Source organism: uncultured Aureimonas sp. (genome assembly GCF_913775355.1).
Taxonomy (GTDB): domain Bacteria; phylum Pseudomonadota; class Alphaproteobacteria; order Rhizobiales; family Rhizobiaceae; genus Aureimonas.
Genome location: NZ_CAJYIU010000172.1, coordinates 1 through 15,153, shown reverse-complemented (window position 1 = coordinate 15,153; position 15,153 = coordinate 1). Strand labels below are relative to the sequence as shown.

Below are 15,153 nucleotides of genomic sequence, written 5' to 3'. Positions count from 1 at the left end.
GCGGTCTCGGCGATGGCCGAGATCGAACAGTCCTCGGCGCGGATCGGCAACATCATCGGCGTCATCGACGAGATCGCCTTCCAGACGAACCTTCTGGCGCTGAACGCGGGCGTCGAGGCCGCGCGCGCCGGCGAGGCCGGCCGGGGCTTTGCGGTGGTGGCGCAGGAGGTGCGCGGTCTCGCCCAGCGCTCGGCCGAGGCGGCCAAGGAGATCAAGGCGCTGATCGAGGCGTCGGGGGCGCAGGTGGGCTCGGGCGTCGAGCTCGTCTCGGCGTCGGGCCGGTCGCTGGAAGCGATCGTCGCGCAGGTCGGCGGCGTCGCGCAGTCGATCGCCGAGATGGCGGATGCGGCGCGCGAGCAGGCGGTGGCGCTTCGCGAGGTGTCGGTGGCGGCCGACCAGATGGACAAGGTCACCCAGCAGAACGCGGCGATGGTGGAGGAGACGACGGCGGCGGCGCAGGCGCTGTCGGGCGAGACGGAGGGTCTGGCGGGTCTGGTGTCGGGCTTTGCGACGGGGGCGGGGCACCGTGCGCCCGCACCGTCGGTGTCAGCATCCGTGCGCACCGCCGCCCATGCGGCACACGCCGCAGCGCCGCGCCGCGTGGCGGCGGCACCGATGCGTCCGGTTCAGCCGGCCCCGGCCCGCCTCGTTGCGCAGATGCGCACCGCCGGCCATGGCGGCGCGGCGCCGAAGAACGCCGCCGTCGAGGACGGGTGGGAGGAGTTCTGATCGGACCTGGGCCGTCCGACCGCCAATGAGCAGTTGAGCCGCCGCGCTACCCGACTGGAGGCGCGGCGGTTTGCTGTCGAAGTCTAGTGATCGTCCGCCTCGAAGCCGAGGCCGGCTTCGACCGCCGGCTGGCTCGTGAAACCTTCGAGGCTGCCGCGGGGCTTCAGGTCACGCTCGATCTCAAGCGGCGATACGGCGTAGGCCGTCAGCAGTTCGGCCAGCGAACGCAGGGCGTGGATGTGGATGCGCTCCCAGCCGTGCGAGGCGTCGACGCCGAAGGTGACGAGCGCGGTGCGCACGTCGTGCCCCGCGACCACGGCCGAGGCAGAATCGGATCGGTAGTAGCGGAACACGTCCTTCTGGAAGCGGATGTCCTCGTCGCGGCAGAGCCGCACGAGCTTTCGGGTGAGGTGATAGTCGAACGGGCCCGTCTGATCGGCCATCGCGATGGTGACGCCGAACTCCGCCGAGTTCTGGCCCGGTGCCGACGTGCCGTTGTCGACCGCCACCATCGAGGCGACGTCGGGCGTCAGGATCGAGGCGGCGCCGACGCCGACCTCCTCGGCGATGGTGAAGAGCCAGTGCGTATCGACCGGCGTCGCGGATTTCTCGCGCTCCAGCGCCTCGATCGAGGCGAGCATCACGGCGACGCCCGCCTTGTCGTCGAGATGGCGCGAGACGATGAAGCCGTTGTCGAGGAATTCCGGCTGCGGATCGATCGCCACCGTGTCGCCGACGTCGATGCCGAGCTTGACCGTATCGTCGTGGTTGCGCGTGTGATCGTCGACCCGGAGTTCCACATGGGCCCAACCGACCGGCGCGGTATCGACCTCCTCGTTGAACGTGTGGCCGGATGCCTTTAGCGGCAGGATCGTGCCGCGGAACGTCTTGTCCTCGGCCATGACGGTGGCGCGCGCGCCCTCGGCGAAGCGGGCCGACCAGTGGCCGATCGGCACGAGTTCCAACCGTCCGTTCTCCTTGACCCGCTTCACCTGCGCGCCGAGCGTATCGACATGGGAGACGATCGCGCGCGCCGCCGCGCGGCGGCTGCCCTGACGCACGGCCCGGATCGCGCCGCGCCGCGTCAGCTCGACCTCGAGCCCCAGCCGCTGCAACTCCTCGCTGACATGGCGCACCACGGAATCCGTGTAGCCGGTCGGGCTCGGAATGTGCAGGAGCTCGTGGAGCTGCTTGAGGAGGTACTCGGTATCGATCATGTGACGGGCCATGGATCGTCAACCGGAAATGCGCCGCTTGGCGCGGAGGGTGCGCACCGACGCCGGGATGGATAGCGGAAACAGGAGATCGATGAAGCGTTCGGCCGTCGGCTGCGGCTCGTGATTAGCGAGCCCCGGCCGCTCGTTCGCCTCGATGAAGACATAAGGCTCCTCGCGGGCGTCCTTGACCATGAAGTCGACACCGCAGACCGGAATGTCGATCGCGCGGGCCGCTGCGATCGCCGCTTCGACGAGGCGGGGATGGACGATGTCGGTGACGTCGTGGATCGTGCCGCCGGTGTGGAGATTGGCCGTGCGCCGGACGGTGACGCTCTCCCCCTCGGGGATCACGGCGTCCCATCCGTAGCCGGCGCCTTGAAGCGTGCGTTCAGTCTCGGCGTCAATCGGCACGCTCGATTCCCCGCCTGTCGCCGCGGCCCGGCGCCGCGACAGGCGCTCGATCAGCTCGCGCGCGCTTGAGCGTCCGTCGCCGACGACGCAAGGCGGACGGCGGATCGCGGCGGCAACCAGCCGGAAGTCGATCACCACGAGACGCAGGTCCTCGCCGGTGAAGCAGGCCTCGATCAGGACCCGTTCGCACTCGCGCTTCGCGACGTCGATCGCGGTGCGCACCGCCTCCATCGTCTCCAGTCCGACGGCGATCCCGCGGCCCTGCTCGCCACGCGCGGGCTTGACGACGACCGAGCCGTGATGGGCGAGGAAGTCCGCGATCGCCGCCTCGTCCTCCCCCGCCACGATCTGTTCGGGAACCGCGACGCCTGCGTCCTCGACGAGGCGACGGGTCACGCTCTTGTCGTCGCAGATCGACAGGGCGACGGCGGAGGTGAGTTCCGACAGGCTCTCGCGGCAGCGCAGGCTTCGCCCGCCGTAGGTCAGCCGGAAAAAGCCGCCCTTGGCGTCGAGGATCTCGACATGGATGCCGCGTCGGCGCGCCTCGTCGATGATGATGCGGGCATAGGGGTTGAGGTCCTCCTCGACCGCAGCGGAGCCCGTGAAGAGGCGCTCGTTGATCGAATTGCGGCGCTTGACAGCAAAGACCGGCAGTCGCTCGAAGCCGAGCCGCTCGTAGAGCGCGATCGCCGGCTCGTTGTCGTGCATGACCGAGAGGTCCATCGTGGCACAGCCGGCCGCTCGGTGATGCTCGGCGAGGGCACGGACCAGCGCCTCGCCGATGCCGGGCGGCGCTGCCTGCGGGTCGATCGCGAGGCACCAGAGCGAGGAGCCGTTCTCGGGGTCGGCGAAGGCCTCGCCGTGATGAACACCGGTGACGGTGCCGAGGATCGCGCCCGTCGCGTCGTCCTCGGCCACGAGATAGGTCAGCACCGGATCCTGCCGGTGGCGCCAGAGAAAGTCCGGATCGATCGGCACCATGTTGCGCGAGCGGTAGATCCGGTTGACGGCGCTCGTCTCCGCGGCGGCACCGAGAGCGCGGACGGAGAACCCGTGCGGCTCGCGCTCGGCCGGAGGCAGGCGCGACAGGTCGAGGCGATAGGTATGCGAGGGATCGAGGAACAGGTCCTGCGGAGCCTGGGCGAGAAGGACATGCGGGTCGCAGACATAGAAGGCGATGTCGCGCCGGTCGGACCCTTCCTCCTCGAGGTTGCGCGCGAGGTCGCCGGCGTCCGCGAAGGTCTGCGCGAAGACGATGCGGCCCCAGCCGCAATCGACGACGGCGTTGGCGTCCGGGCCGCTCACAGGCCCTGCTCCTGCAGCCACAGCTCCAGAAGCGCCGCCTGCCAGAGTTCGGAGCCCTGCAGCGGGGTGATATGGCTGGCGGGGTCGGCAAACAGCGTGTCGAGCCAAGCCGGCTCGAACAGACCGCGTTCGCGGGCGCGCTGCGAACCCATCGCGTCGCGGACCATGTCGAGCGTCGGCCCGGCAAGGTACTTCAGCTGCGGCACCGGGAAATAGCCCTTCCGTCGGTCAATCACCTCGTGCGGGATGACGAGGCGAGCGACGTCCTTGAGGATGCCCTTGCCGCCGCCCTTCAGCTTCTCGGCGGAGGGAACACGTGCGGCCAGTTCGGCGAGTTCATGGTCGAGGAAGGGCACGCGCGCCTCGAGACCCCAGGCCATGGTCATGTTGTCGACGCGCTTGGCCGGGTCGTCCACCAGCATGACCTGGCTGTCGATGCGCAGTGCCTTGGCGACGGGATCGCCCGCGCCGGGCAGGGCGAAATGGTCGCGCACGAACTCGCCGCTCGCATCGAAGCCAGCGTGCCACTGCGGCCGAAGTTGGCCCGACAGCGTCTCGTGGCTGCGATCGAAGAAGGCTTGTCGGTAGGTCGCGACCGGATCGGCAGCGTCCGCCATCGGTGGATACCAGTGGTAGCCCGCGAAGATCTCGTCGGCGCCCTGGCCGGACTGCACGACCTTGATGTGCTTGGAGACCTCGCGCGACAGGAGGTAGAAGCCGATATTGTCGTAGGAGACCATCGGCTCCGACATGGCACGGATCGCGCCCGGCAGTTCGGTCAGGAGTTCATGGCCGGGCACGAAGATCTGATGGTGCCGGGTGCCGTAGTGCCTGGCGATGAGATCGGAATACTCGAACTCGTTGCCGACCTCGCCGTTGGCGTCCTCGAAACCGATCGAGAAGGTGGAGAGGCCGGTCTGGCCCGCCTCGGCCAGAAGGCCGACGATCAGCGAGGAATCGACGCCGCCGGACAGGAGGACGCCGACCGGCACGTCCGACACCATGCGCCGTTCCACCGCGCGGCGCAGGGCGTCGAGCACCATGTCGCGCCACTCGTCGCTCGTGCGGTTCTCGTCGCCCGCGGCCGGTCCGAAGGGCGGGGCCCAGAAGGTCTCGTCGTCGAAGCGTCCGTCCGGCTCGATCATCCGGGTCGTCGCGGGCGGCAGCTTCCTGACGCCCTTGAGGATGGTGAGCGGGGCCGGCACCACGGCATGGAACGTCATGTAGTGGTGGAGCGCGACCGGATCGATCGCGGTGTCCACCTCGCCGGTCGCGACGAGGGCGGGCAGCGAGGAGGCCAGGAGCAGACGCTCGGGCGTGTGCGACAGGTACATCGGCTTGATGCCGAAGCGATCGCGCGCCAGCATCACACGGCCGCTCTCGCGCTCAAAGATGGCGAAGGCGAACATGCCGTGGAAGCGCTTCACGCAGTCGCGGCCCCAGGCGTGATACGCCTTGAGAATGACCTCCGTATCGCCATGCGAGAAGAAGCGGTAGCCGAGCCCCTGCAGTTCCCGGCGCAGTTCGGGATAGTTGTAGATGCAGCCGTTGAAGGCGAGGGTGAGCCCGAGGTCCGGGTCCTCCATCGGCTGCGCGGCCTTTTCCGACAGGTCGATGATCTTGAGCCGCCGGTGGCCGAAGCCGACGCGGCCGCGCAGCACCATGCCGGAACCGTCGGGGCCGCGCGGCGAAAGGCACGCGCCCATGGCCGCGATGCGCTCTGGAGAGGCGAAACCGCCGTCGAAGCGGATCTCACCGCAGATGCCGCACATGGGCTCGTTCCTCGCTCGTTCGGATGGTTCGTTCGCCTTGGAGATAGGCCTCGCTGCGATGCGACAACCCCAAAGTGCCCCTTGGCGCTGGGTGCCGGGACGACTAAGACCAGCCGAAGCAGGGATTGGGGACGCGCCACAGGTGAGCCGGGACGACGAGAACGCGCTGCGACAGCGCCTGGTGCCGATGGACGTCTACCGCTCCTATCTCGGCGGCGACCCGTTCGTGTCCGACTGGCTGACGGTCGATCAGAGCATGATCGACCGGTTCGCCGACGCCACCAACGACCACCAGTTCATCCATGTCGATCCCGCGCGGGCGATGGCCGAGACGCCCTTCGGCGGCACCATCGCGCACGGCTTCCTGTCGCTCTCGCTTCTCTCGACGCTTGCCTACGACGCCATGCCCGGCGTCGACCGCACGCGCATGGGCGTCAATTACGGCTTCGACGAGGTGCGCTTCCTGACGCCGGTCAAGAGCGGCGCGCGCGTGCGCGGCAGCTTCCAGCTCGTGGCGGTGAAGGAGCGGGCCGTCAGCCTGCAATCCACCTGGAACGCCAACGTCGAGATCGAGGGGGCGCCGAAACCCGCGCTCGTGGCGCGCTGGATCACGCTGGCGGTGCTCGAGCCGCCGGCCGACGACGAAGGGACATGAAGCATGAGCGAAGCGCCCGCCTGGCCCCGCGCCGTCCTGTTCGATCTCGACGGGACGCTGGTCGATTCCCTGCCGGACATCCATGCCGCCCTTAACGAGACGCTGGAGAGCCTCGGTGAGCCGCCGTTCACGATCGAGGCCGTCGGGCGCATGGTGGGGCAGGGCGTCCAGATCCTGATCGGCCGCGCCTACGAGGCGCTCGACAAGGAGATCGATCCGGCGACGCGCGACAAGATCGCCGAGCGCTACCTCGCGATGTACGCGGCGCGCTCGACCGAACTCACGACGCTGAACGCCGGCGCGACGGACTGCGTTCGGATCCTCGCCGAGCGCGGCATCCCGCTCGGCGTCGTGACCAACAAGCCGGGTGCGGAGACCGCCGACATCCTCGCCCATTTCGGCCTCGCCGACCGCATGGCGGTGGTGGTCGGCGGCGATGCCGGCCCGCGCAAGAAGCCGGCGCCGGACCTCATCGTCTTCGCCTGCCGCCAGCTTGGGATCGAGCCGGGCGAGGCGATCTTCGTCGGCGACTCGGAAAACGACGTTGAGGCGGCGCAGGCGGCGGGGATGCCGGTGGTCGCGATGCGCGGCGGCTACACCGCGACCGACGTCGAGACGATGGGCGCCGATCTCGTTCTCGACCGTCTCGACGAAATCCCCTCCCGGCTGGAGGAGATCGCCGCGCGCCGCGCCTGATTTCTGCCGTAATTTCGCCATCCTGCGGTCGCCGTTTCGCAATCCGGGGTTATCTACCCCCGTCGGCGGACACGGCGTTCGCGAGGGGGCGGGACGGCATCATGGCGAAGGAACGAGGGGACGAGCCGGGGCTGAAGCGCTCGGTCGGGTTGTTTCAGGTAACGCTGCTTGGTCTCGGCTCGATGCTCGGGGCCGGCGTCTACGGCCTCATCGGCGAGGCGGCGAGCGAACTCGGCAGCGCGGTCTGGGTCGCCTTCATGGTCTCGATGGTGGCCGCGCTCTTGACCGGCCTTTCCTACGCCTCGATCGCCTCGCGCTACCCGCGCGCCGGCGGTGCCGCCTACGTCACGCAGCGCGCCTACCGCTATCCCCTCCTGTCCTACACGGTGGGGCTTGCGGTCGTGTGCTCGGGGCTGACCTCGATCGCCACGCAGAGCAATGTTGTGGCGCGCAACTTCGCGAGCGTCACCGGCATCGAGGCGCCGCAGAGCGTCCTGGCCATCGGCTTCCTCGTCATCCTCGCCGGCATCCTGTTTCGCGGCATCACCGAGTCGCTCTGGCTCAACGCCGTCTGCACCATCGTCGAGGCGTTCGGCCTGATCCTCGTCATCGCCGTCGGCATCTCGTGGTGGGGCAGTGCCGACCTTCTGGAGTTCCCACCGCCCGGCGAAGGCGCGGTCGACGGCTCGGTGATGCTCCTCGTCGCGCAAGGCGCGGTGCTCACCTTCTTTTCCTTCATCGGCTTCGAGGACATGCTGAACGTCTCGGAGGAGGTGAAGAACCCGGAGCGGACCATGCCGATCGCGATGATCTCGGCGATGCTCATGGCGACCGTGATCTACATCTGCATCGCGATCACGGCGGTCTCCGTCGTTCCGTGGCGGGAACTCGCCGAAGCGGCAGGGCCGCTGACCCTCGTCGTCGAGCGCGCCGCGCCGTGGTTCCCGACCGGCGTCTATGCGGGCATCACGATCTTCGCCGTCGCCAATACGGCGCTCGTCAACTACGTCATGGCCTCGCGCCTGCTCTACGGCATGTCGCGTCAGGGGCTGATGCCGGCGGCGCTCGGCCGCGTCCACGCGACCCGCCGCACCCCTTACGTCGCGATCGCGGCGCTGCTCGCGATCGTCATCCTCCTGTCGCTCGTCGGCGACATCGGCGCGCTCGCCGCATCGACGGTCCTCCTCCTTCTGATCGTCTTCACCGTGGTCAACGTCGCGCTCCTCATCCTGCAGCGTCGTCCGGGGGAGGCGAAGGGGCAGTTCGAGGTGCCGTCGATCGTGCCGCTCCTCGGCGCGATCATCTGCTCGGTGCTGATCGTCGTGCGCATCGGGCAGGGCGAGTGGACCGCCCCGATCATCGCGATCGGCCTGATCGTGGCGATCGTCGCGCTGTTCTACCTGACGGGCGTCGGCCGTTCGGGCGGTATCGACCGCTTCATCGAGAGCGAGGCGGGGAGCTGACGGGGCATCACGCCGTCAGAACACGATCTTGCGCGGCACGTAGCCCCCGCGCTGGACGATCGAGGCGATCGCGAGCTGTTCGCGGATCGGCTTGGACAGGATCGGCAGGACGCGCCGCTCGAACGTGTCGCGCTCCTCCACGGTCAGGGCACCCAGTCCCTCGGCGGCCACGTGCTCGGCGACCCGCTTTTCCTCGGAACCGACTTTGAGAAGCTTGGCGTCGATCACCTCTCCGATCAGGGCACTCAATTCGGGGTCTACGGAACTGCTCATTCTCGACGTCCTGCACGTGTCGAGGCTCGAAGTAGGCGGACAGTGAGGCCGTGTCGAGACGTGCCGCGTGCTGGATCGCGGTCCTGTGAAACAGTGCCGCAAGCGGGAGCCGAAGCGCACCTCGCGTGTTGACGCCCATATCGTGAATGCCACCAAGGAGTTCCCCGTGAGCCAGACCACCCTGTCCGATGGCGCCCTCTCCATCCTCGTCTTCGCCGCCTACCATTCGCTCGTCAGCGGCGAGGCTGTGACCCGCGTCGTGCTCGACGACGGCAAGGGCCACAAGGCGGATGCCGAGGGTGTGCGCGAGATGGAGGAGGCCGGGCTCCTCGAACCCGAAGGCGAGCGCGGCGTCCTGACGGACGCCGGCCGCGACCGTCTTGCCAAGCTCATCGAAACGCTGCGCCACGCCGCCTGACGGCGGGGGGCATCCCTTGCAAGCGCGCTTCGCCGGGGCTCAGCCCTCGGCGAAGTCCCGCCGGCTGATGCCGTGGCGCTGCAGCTTGTCGTAGAAGGTCTTGCGGGGGATGCCGAGCGCCTCCACCGTGCTCTTCACGTCGCCGCCATGGTCGGCCAGCGTCTGGCGGATCGTGTCGGCCTCGAACCGGTCGACGCGCTCCGGCAGCGTCAGCGGCACGGCGGAACGTTCGTCGCCGTCCATCTCTGGATCGAGGCCGAGTGCCACCCGCTCGGCGAAATGCGTGAGTTCGCGCACGTTCCCCGGCCAGGGATGCGACGTCAGCCGCTGCATGAGCTTGGGCGACACGTCGGGCGCCTCGCGGCGGAAGCGCTCGGCCGCCCGCCGCAGGAAGTGCGAGAAGAGAAGCGGAATGTCGGAGCCGCGCTCGCGCAACGGAGGGATGCGCACGGTCACGACGTTCAGGCGGTAGAAGAGGTCCTCGCGGAAGTAGGCGCGCGCCTCCGCTGAGCCGAGATCGACCTTGGCCGCCGCCACGACGCGAAGGTCCAGCGCCCGGCGCTCGTTGGTGCCGAGCGGCTCCACCTCGCGGGTTTCCAAGACGCGCAGAAGCTTGACCTGCAAGGCGGCCGGCATCGATTCGATCTCGTCGAGGAACAGCATGCCGCCGCTCGAATACTCGATGCGGCCGACCCGGCGTTTCGCGGCGCCCGTGAAGGCGCCGGCCTCGTGGCCGAAGAGCTCGCTCTCGATCACGGTCTCGGGCAGGGCGCCGCAGTTCAGTGCGACGAAGGGCTTGGCCGCGCGGCGGCTCCAGCGGTGCAGGGCGCTGGCGACGACCTCCTTGCCCGACCCCGTCTCGCCTTCCACCAGGACGTCGACGTCGGCGTCGGCGATCTGCCGGAGCGTCCGGCGCAGGCGCTCCATCGCCGGGCTCTCGCCGATGAGCGGCAGGTCGTCGCCACCCTTCTCGGCCATTGCCCGCAGTCGCCGGTTCTCGAGCACCAGCCGCCGCTTCTCGGCCGCCCGAGCGATGCTCTGGATCAGCCGATCGGTCGCGTAGGGCTTGGCGATGAAGTCGTAGGCGCCCTCCCGTAGAGCATCGACGGCCATCGCGATGTCGCCGTGGCCGGTCACGAGGATTACCGGGAGGTCACGGTCCAGCGCCTTCACGGCGCGGAAGAGGTCGAGCCCGTCCATGCCGGGCATCCGGATGTCGGTGACGAGGACGCCGGGGAACTCCGGCGACAGGGCCTTCAGCGCCGAGCGGGCATCGGCGAAGGGGAGGGGCGTCCACCCGGCGAGCCCCAAGGCCTGCGCCCCGGCGTCGCGAAGGTCCGGATCGTCGTCGACGAAGGCGATGGTGCGGTCGGCCTCGGTCATGGGCGGGCGCTCCTCAAGACGGCGGTGAAGGTGGAGCCCTCGCTGGGCCGGCTTGCGGCCTCCAGCGTTCCGCCCCATTCCGACAGGATGTCCTTGACGATCACGAGGCCGAGACCGAGGCCGCGCGGCTTGGACGTGGAAAAGGGCGTGAACAGCGTCGCCAGCCGCTCGGGCGGGATGCCGGGCCCGTTGTCGCGCACCGTCAGTTCCACGGTGCCGTCGCTCGCGCGCGCCTCGATGGCGATGCGCCCGTCCTCTTGGCCCTCCATGGCGTCGAGGGCGTTCTGGAGAAGATTGACGAGCACCTGCTCCAGACGCACGCGCTCGCCCACGACCTCGTGGTCTCCGAGGTTCGCGCCGCATTCGATCGGTACGCCGGCAGCGTCCAGACGGCCCTGCAGGACCATGATCGCGCCGTCCACGGCCTCGGCGAGGTTGACGACGTCCGGCCCGGAGGAGCCCCGCCGTGCATGGCCTTTCAGCGTGTCGGTGATGCGCCCGATGCGTTCGGTGAGGCCGACGACGTTGCGAAGGTTGCGCTGCGTCGTGTCGAGGTCGCCGCGCTCCAGAAAGCGCTCGGCATTTTCGGCATAGGTGCGGATCGCCGCGACGGGCTGGTTGATCTCGTGGGCGACGCCAGCCGTGATCTGGCCGAGCGAAGCGAGGCGGTTGGCCTGGTCGAGGCTGCGCCGCAGGGTTTCGGCGCGTTCCTCGGCGGCCTGCCGCGTCCGGCTTTCCTCGACCAGCTGACGGTTCGCCTCGCGCAGTTCCCCTGTGCGGGCCTCGACGCGGCGCTCGAGCTCTTCCGCGGCGAGGCGCAGGGCTTCCTGCCGACGTCGCAGGTAGCGCCGGCGGCGCGCCGCGCGGAAACCGGCGGTCGTCGCGATGGCGAGGCCCGCCAGCGTCTGGAGGCGATAGGACAGGCGGGCCTGCGCCATCGCCTCGTCGGCGGGGACCCAGAGATGAAGCGTCCAGTCGAGGATCGGGTCGGCGAGCCGGTCCTCGGCCGGGACGAAGCGTCGGCGATCGGCCGTCGCCGCCGCCTCGATTGTCCCGCGACGCGCCTTGAGGCCGAGCGGCGTCAGCGGCGCCTCGCCGAACTGCAGGCTGTCGCGGATCCGCGCCGCAAGGTCCGGCGGCACCGGGGCGAGCGCCCGGTAGTGCCAGTCGGCTTCGGTCGTCGCGAGGACGATGCCGTTGCCGTCGGTCACGAAGACGACGTTGCCGCCGGCGGCCCAGTCTCGCTCGATCGCGTCGAATTCGACCTTCAGGACCACGACGCCGAGCGGCTGACCGCCGACATCGACGCGGCGCGTGATGTAGAGACCCGACCGCCGGCTCTTGGTGCCGAGCGCGAACTGCGCCGCCGCCCCGGTCCGCATCGCTCGCGCGAAGTAGGGGCGGAACGAATAGTCGCTTCCGACGAAGCTGGTGGGTTCGGCGAAGTTGCTGGCGGCGATCGTCAGGCCGGTGGTGTCGAGGAGGTAGAGGACGGTCGCGCCCGTCGTGCGGCGCAGCTCCTCGAGGCGCCGGTTGACCCGGTCGACACCGGCTGGCGAGGGGGCGGCCAGGATGTCGAGGATGTCGGGATCCTCGGACAGGATCGCTGGGACGGAGCGCTGCTTGTCGACCTCGCTTCGCAGCACCGCCATGGCGAGCGGCAAGGATGCGCCGGCTTGCGCGTTCAGCCGCGCGAGCGTCGCGCGGTCGGCCAAGGCGCCGGCCGCCAACCACGCCATGACGACCAGCGCCGCAAGCCCGGTCGCGACGGCAAGAGCGAAGAGGCGGCGACGAGACAGCGCGGTGAGGGGAGCATTCATGCTGTGCGGATTATCGCACAATCATGGCCAAACGCGAGCGGAAAGCCGCACGTAAGAGCGGGCGTCGGGCCAAGCTCGCGGCCTGGATCAGCCCTGCGCTGGCGGAATGCCACCCCTGCAACGAATTGGCACGCTCCTTGCTAAGTTGTGAACGAGGCTCCTGTTCGCCGGTCACGGATCGACGGGGGAGGACACGAACACAACAAGGGAGGCAGACATGGCAGCCATGCCGATCGCGCACGTCGAACCTGCGCAGAAGAAGCCCATCTACGCCCAGCTGTATTTCCAGGTGGTCGTCGCGATCATCGCTGGCATCACGCTCGGCCATTTCTATCCCGAGGTCGGCGCCAGCCTGAAGCCGCTCGGCGACGCCTTCATCAAGCTGGTGAAGATGATCATCGCGCCGGTGATCTTCCTCACCGTCGTGACCGGCATCGCGGGCATGACGGATCTCGCCAAGGTCGGCCGCGTCGTCGGCAAGGCCATGGTCTACTTCCTCACCTTCTCGACGCTCGCCCTCGTGATCGGCATGGTCGTCGCGAACGTCACCCATCCCGGTCACGGCATGAACATCGATCCGGCGACGCTCGATGCCGCCGCGGTCGCGACCTACACGCAGAAGGCGCACGATTCGTCGATCGTCGGCTTCCTGATGAACATCATCCCGACGACGCTGGTCAGCGCCTTCGCCGACGGCGACATCCTCCAGGTCCTCTTCATCGCGGTCCTCTTCGGCATCGCGCTCGCCATGATCGGCGAGGCCGGCCGCCCGGTCACCGACTTCTTCAACGCGCTGACGGCGCCGATCTTCAAGCTCGTCGCGATCCTGATGAAGGCGGCCCCGATCGGTGCCTTCGGCGCCATGGCCTTCACCATCGGCAAGTACGGCATCGGCTCGGTCGCCAACCTCGCCTACCTCATTGGCGTCTTCTACTTCACCTCGTTCCTCTTCGTGGTCGTCGTCCTCGGCGCGGTCGCCCGCTACAACGGCTTCTCGATCTTCGCGCTTCTTCGCTACATCAAGGAAGAGCTCCTTCTCGTCCTCGGCACCTCGTCCTCCGAGGCGGCCTTGCCGTCGCTGATGAAGAAGATGGAGAACGCGGGCGCCAAGAAGTCGGTCGTCGGCCTGGTGATCCCGACCGGCTACTCGTTCAACCTCGACGGCACCAACATCTACATGACGCTGGCGGCGCTCTTCATCGCCCAGGCGACCAACATCGACCTGTCGTGGGGCGACCAGATTCTTCTCCTGCTCGTCGCCATGCTCTCGTCGAAGGGCGCGGCCGGCATCACCGGCGCCGGCTTCATCACGCTGGCCGCCACGCTCTCGGTGGTCCCCTCCGTGCCGGTCGCCGGTATGGCGCTGATCCTCGGCGTCGACCGCTTCATGTCTGAGTGCCGCGCGATCACCAACTTCATCGGCAACGCCGTGGCGACGCTGGTCGTCGCCCGCTGGGAAGGTGAACTCGACGAGGAGCGCCTGCGCGCGGTTCTCGCCGGCGAAAAGGTCGCCGCACTCGAGGACGACCGCGTGCCGATGAACGCGGTGCCGGCCGAGTAACGCTCGCACCCCTCCAGAACGCCGAAAGGCCCGCCCTGAAATTTCGGGGCGGGCCTTTCTCGTTTGCGGCCGTCCGTCGCGTCGGTTCAGACGGCGTAGAAGAGGCCGGCGATCTTGTGGCGCTCGGCATCCGAGACGGTCTGGCCGCCGGCCTCGATCGCAAGGCCGATCTCCGCCCCGCGTGCCCAGACGATCCGCGCCGTCCAGCGACGCGTCTCCACCTCGTCGTAAAGCGTCAGGACTTCCGGCAGCACGCGGTCCACCGGCGCGAAGGCGCGGATGCGCGCGCCCCGCGTCGAGCGCTCCACCACGGCGCAGTCGCACAGGAAGCCGTCGCGCGCGCCCAGAAGCTTGCCCGGCCGCAGCCGCGTCGTCCGCCTTTGCCCCTGTCGCCGTTCGGTCCGCATCGCCGCCTCGTCCGTTTTTACGCTTCCCTAACCCTAGCGGAAGGTCGGCGCGGGGGGAGTCGCGGTCTCATTTCTTCGTTAACGGGAAGGCTCCAAGCTGCAAGCTCCACGCAAGGAGTCCTGCGATGTCCGAGGTCGCATCCACATCGTCCGAGTTTTCGTCCATCCGCTTCCCCTTCAGGGGCCGCAGCGCGTCCCGGGCGGTCGATCGCGACTGGTCGATGGTGGATTGGGCGATCGCGCTGTCGTCGGTGACGCTCGCGGTCTCCTCGGCCGGCTTCTTCTCGTGGTCCTACGTCGTCTCGATCGAGTCGCCGGACTATTTCCAGCAGGCGGCGATCGCCCGCATGGCGCCCAAGCTCGACCAGATCGAGACCGGATCGGTCGGCGAGACCGTCCAGACCGACGCGATGCCGGCACCCACCATCGTGCGCGACCGTCAGCCGACGCCGTCGGACTACCAGATCGTGATGATCTTCCAGGACGAGGCGTTGCTGGCGACGCGCGAGGAGTTGATGCGCGTCAAGGTCGGCTCCGTGGTGCCGGGCCTCGGCACCATCCAGGCGATCGAAGGCGGTTCGCTCGGCGGTGCGGTCACCGCCGACAAGGCGACGCTGCGCAGCGTCGGTGCACCCGACCCCTGACGGTCGGGAAGCAGTGCCCCCCTCAGGCCGACTTGTTCTCGAGGAGGACCCGACCTTCCTTCTGGATCTTTCCGGTCAGCTTGCCGGCAATCGAGGCGAGGAAGCCTGGCAGATCCAGCTCGACATGGATGTGGTCGTCGAGGATGTCGAGGCGGCCGACGACGGACTGCCCCATCATCCGGGCGCGGAAGTCGAGCCGGTCGCCTGTCCACTGATCCTCGAACTTCAGCATGCCGCCGGTCGCCTCGGAGCGGATACGTCCGAACCCGTCCGTGATGCGCTGGCGGGCGGCCTCGCGCGTCAGCTTGTGGGGAATGTCGACCTTCACGGTCTCGGCCATGCGTTTCGTCCTCGTCTCGTGTTCGGCGTCTGCCGGCATATGGCGAGGAGGACGCCGCC

The 15,153-nt window shown here is 68.8% G+C and carries 15 protein-coding genes; 7 read left to right on the top strand and 8 right to left on the bottom strand.

Annotation, left to right across the window (positions count from 1 at the left end):
- Positions 1–729: methyl-accepting chemotaxis protein (locus QZ753_RS11100; RefSeq protein WP_294643712.1), on the top strand; the 729-nt coding region annotated here is incomplete at its 5' end.
- 83 nt (positions 730–812) lie between these two features.
- Here QZ753_RS11100 and QZ753_RS11095 read toward each other — a convergent pair.
- Genes QZ753_RS11095 through QZ753_RS11085 form a run of 3 tightly spaced genes read right to left on the bottom strand, consistent with a single transcriptional unit; the run spans position 813 to position 5,434 of the window.
- Positions 813–1,958 (bottom strand): osmoprotectant NAGGN system M42 family peptidase, encoded by a 1,146-nt coding sequence (locus tag QZ753_RS11095; protein WP_294643710.1) that lies wholly within the window; start codon positions 1,956–1,958, stop codon positions 813–815.
- Positions 1,959–1,964: 6 nt separating this feature from the next.
- A complete protein-coding gene (gene ngg, locus QZ753_RS11090; protein ID WP_367171508.1) occupies positions 1,965–3,662 on the bottom strand; it encodes an N-acetylglutaminylglutamine synthetase in 1,698 nt (565 codons plus the stop codon).
- Positions 3,659–5,434, bottom strand: a complete 1,776-nt coding sequence (locus QZ753_RS11085; RefSeq protein WP_294643706.1) for an N-acetylglutaminylglutamine amidotransferase — start codon at positions 5,432–5,434, stop codon at positions 3,659–3,661. The genes ngg and QZ753_RS11085 overlap by 4 nt, the downstream gene beginning before the upstream one ends.
- Positions 5,435–5,621: 187 nt before the next feature.
- Between QZ753_RS11085 and QZ753_RS11080 the strand changes: the two genes are divergently transcribed.
- The 3 genes from QZ753_RS11080 (at position 5,622) to QZ753_RS11070 (ending at position 8,248) form a co-directional block, all read left to right on the top strand.
- Positions 5,622–6,089 (top strand): MaoC family dehydratase, encoded by a 468-nt coding sequence (locus tag QZ753_RS11080; protein WP_294643714.1) that lies wholly within the window; start codon positions 5,622–5,624, stop codon positions 6,087–6,089.
- A gap of 3 nt (positions 6,090–6,092) precedes the next feature.
- Positions 6,093–6,785, top strand: a complete 693-nt coding sequence (gph, locus tag QZ753_RS11075; RefSeq protein WP_294643704.1) for a phosphoglycolate phosphatase — start codon at positions 6,093–6,095, stop codon at positions 6,783–6,785.
- A gap of 101 nt (positions 6,786–6,886) precedes the next feature.
- Positions 6,887–8,248 carry an APC family permease gene (locus QZ753_RS11070; protein ID WP_294643703.1) on the top strand — a complete coding sequence of 454 codons (1,362 nt, stop codon included), beginning with the start codon at positions 6,887–6,889 and terminating at the stop codon, positions 8,246–8,248.
- A 15-nt stretch (positions 8,249–8,263) separates the two neighbouring features.
- Here the strand turns inward: QZ753_RS11070 and QZ753_RS11065 are convergent, their stop codons facing one another.
- Positions 8,264–8,521, bottom strand: coding sequence for a hypothetical protein (locus QZ753_RS11065; RefSeq protein WP_294643702.1), 258 nt, complete (start codon positions 8,519–8,521; stop codon positions 8,264–8,266).
- A 166-nt stretch (positions 8,522–8,687) separates the two neighbouring features.
- Here QZ753_RS11065 and QZ753_RS11060 point away from each other — a divergent pair, with 166 nt between their 5' ends.
- Entirely contained in the window at positions 8,688–8,939 is a 252-nt protein-coding gene (locus QZ753_RS11060; protein WP_294643700.1) for a hypothetical protein, read from the top strand.
- Between the two features lie 39 nt (positions 8,940–8,978).
- Here QZ753_RS11060 and QZ753_RS11055 read toward each other — a convergent pair whose 3' ends face one another.
- A complete protein-coding gene (locus tag QZ753_RS11055; RefSeq protein WP_294643698.1) occupies positions 8,979–10,322 on the bottom strand; it encodes a sigma-54 dependent transcriptional regulator in 1,344 nt (447 codons plus the stop codon).
- Positions 10,319–12,142: an ATP-binding protein gene (locus QZ753_RS11050; RefSeq protein ID WP_294643696.1), complete on the bottom strand. Its 1,824-nt coding sequence runs from the start codon at positions 12,140–12,142 to the stop codon at positions 10,319–10,321. The genes QZ753_RS11055 and QZ753_RS11050 overlap by 4 nt, the downstream gene beginning before the upstream one ends.
- Before the next feature lie 217 nt (positions 12,143–12,359).
- Between QZ753_RS11050 and QZ753_RS11045 the strand changes: the two genes are divergently transcribed.
- Positions 12,360–13,703: a dicarboxylate/amino acid:cation symporter gene (locus tag QZ753_RS11045; RefSeq protein WP_055890255.1), complete on the top strand. Its 1,344-nt coding sequence runs from the start codon at positions 12,360–12,362 to the stop codon at positions 13,701–13,703.
- 86 nt (positions 13,704–13,789) lie between these two features.
- Here QZ753_RS11045 and QZ753_RS11040 read toward each other — a convergent pair whose 3' ends face one another.
- The gene (locus tag QZ753_RS11040) at positions 13,790–14,110 is read right to left on the bottom strand and encodes a hypothetical protein (RefSeq protein ID WP_294643693.1); all 321 of its coding nucleotides are present in this window, start codon (positions 14,108–14,110) and stop codon (positions 13,790–13,792) included.
- Between the two features lie 125 nt (positions 14,111–14,235).
- Here QZ753_RS11040 and QZ753_RS11035 point away from each other — a divergent pair, with 125 nt between their 5' ends.
- Positions 14,236–14,754, top strand: a complete 519-nt coding sequence (locus QZ753_RS11035) for a hypothetical protein (protein WP_294643691.1) — start codon at positions 14,236–14,238, stop codon at positions 14,752–14,754.
- A 22-nt stretch (positions 14,755–14,776) separates the two neighbouring features.
- On the opposite strand, the gene QZ753_RS11030 is transcribed toward QZ753_RS11035, so the two are convergent.
- On the bottom strand, positions 14,777–15,094 hold the full coding sequence (locus tag QZ753_RS11030; RefSeq protein ID WP_055890250.1) for a polyhydroxyalkanoic acid system family protein: 318 nt from the start codon (positions 15,092–15,094) through the stop codon (positions 14,777–14,779).
- Positions 15,095–15,153 lie beyond the last annotated feature (59 nt).

Bases quoted from the DNA above. Each gene is read 5' to 3' on its own strand.
- QZ753_RS11085 (WP_294643706.1), bottom strand. From the start codon at position 5,434: ATGTGCGGCATCTGCGGTGAGATCCGCTTCGACGGCGGTTTCGCCTCT.
- QZ753_RS11065 (WP_294643702.1), bottom strand. From the start codon at position 8,521: ATGAGCAGTTCCGTAGACCCCGAATTGAGTGCCCTGATCGGAGAGGTG.
- QZ753_RS11070 (WP_294643703.1), top strand. From the start codon at position 6,887: ATGGCGAAGGAACGAGGGGACGAGCCGGGGCTGAAGCGCTCGGTCGGG.
- QZ753_RS11045 (WP_055890255.1), top strand. From the start codon at position 12,360: ATGGCAGCCATGCCGATCGCGCACGTCGAACCTGCGCAGAAGAAGCCC.
- QZ753_RS11050 (WP_294643696.1), bottom strand. From the start codon at position 12,142: ATGAATGCTCCCCTCACCGCGCTGTCTCGTCGCCGCCTCTTCGCTCTT.
- QZ753_RS11040 (WP_294643693.1), bottom strand. From the start codon at position 14,110: ATGCGGACCGAACGGCGACAGGGGCAAAGGCGGACGACGCGGCTGCGG.
- QZ753_RS11080 (WP_294643714.1), top strand. From the start codon at position 5,622: ATGGACGTCTACCGCTCCTATCTCGGCGGCGACCCGTTCGTGTCCGAC.
- QZ753_RS11095 (WP_294643710.1), bottom strand. From the start codon at position 1,958: ATGGCCCGTCACATGATCGATACCGAGTACCTCCTCAAGCAGCTCCAC.
- QZ753_RS11030 (WP_055890250.1), bottom strand. From the start codon at position 15,094: ATGGCCGAGACCGTGAAGGTCGACATTCCCCACAAGCTGACGCGCGAG.
- gph (WP_294643704.1), top strand. From the start codon at position 6,093: ATGAGCGAAGCGCCCGCCTGGCCCCGCGCCGTCCTGTTCGATCTCGAC.
- QZ753_RS11035 (WP_294643691.1), top strand. From the start codon at position 14,236: ATGTCCGAGGTCGCATCCACATCGTCCGAGTTTTCGTCCATCCGCTTC.
- QZ753_RS11055 (WP_294643698.1), bottom strand. From the start codon at position 10,322: ATGACCGAGGCCGACCGCACCATCGCCTTCGTCGACGACGATCCGGAC.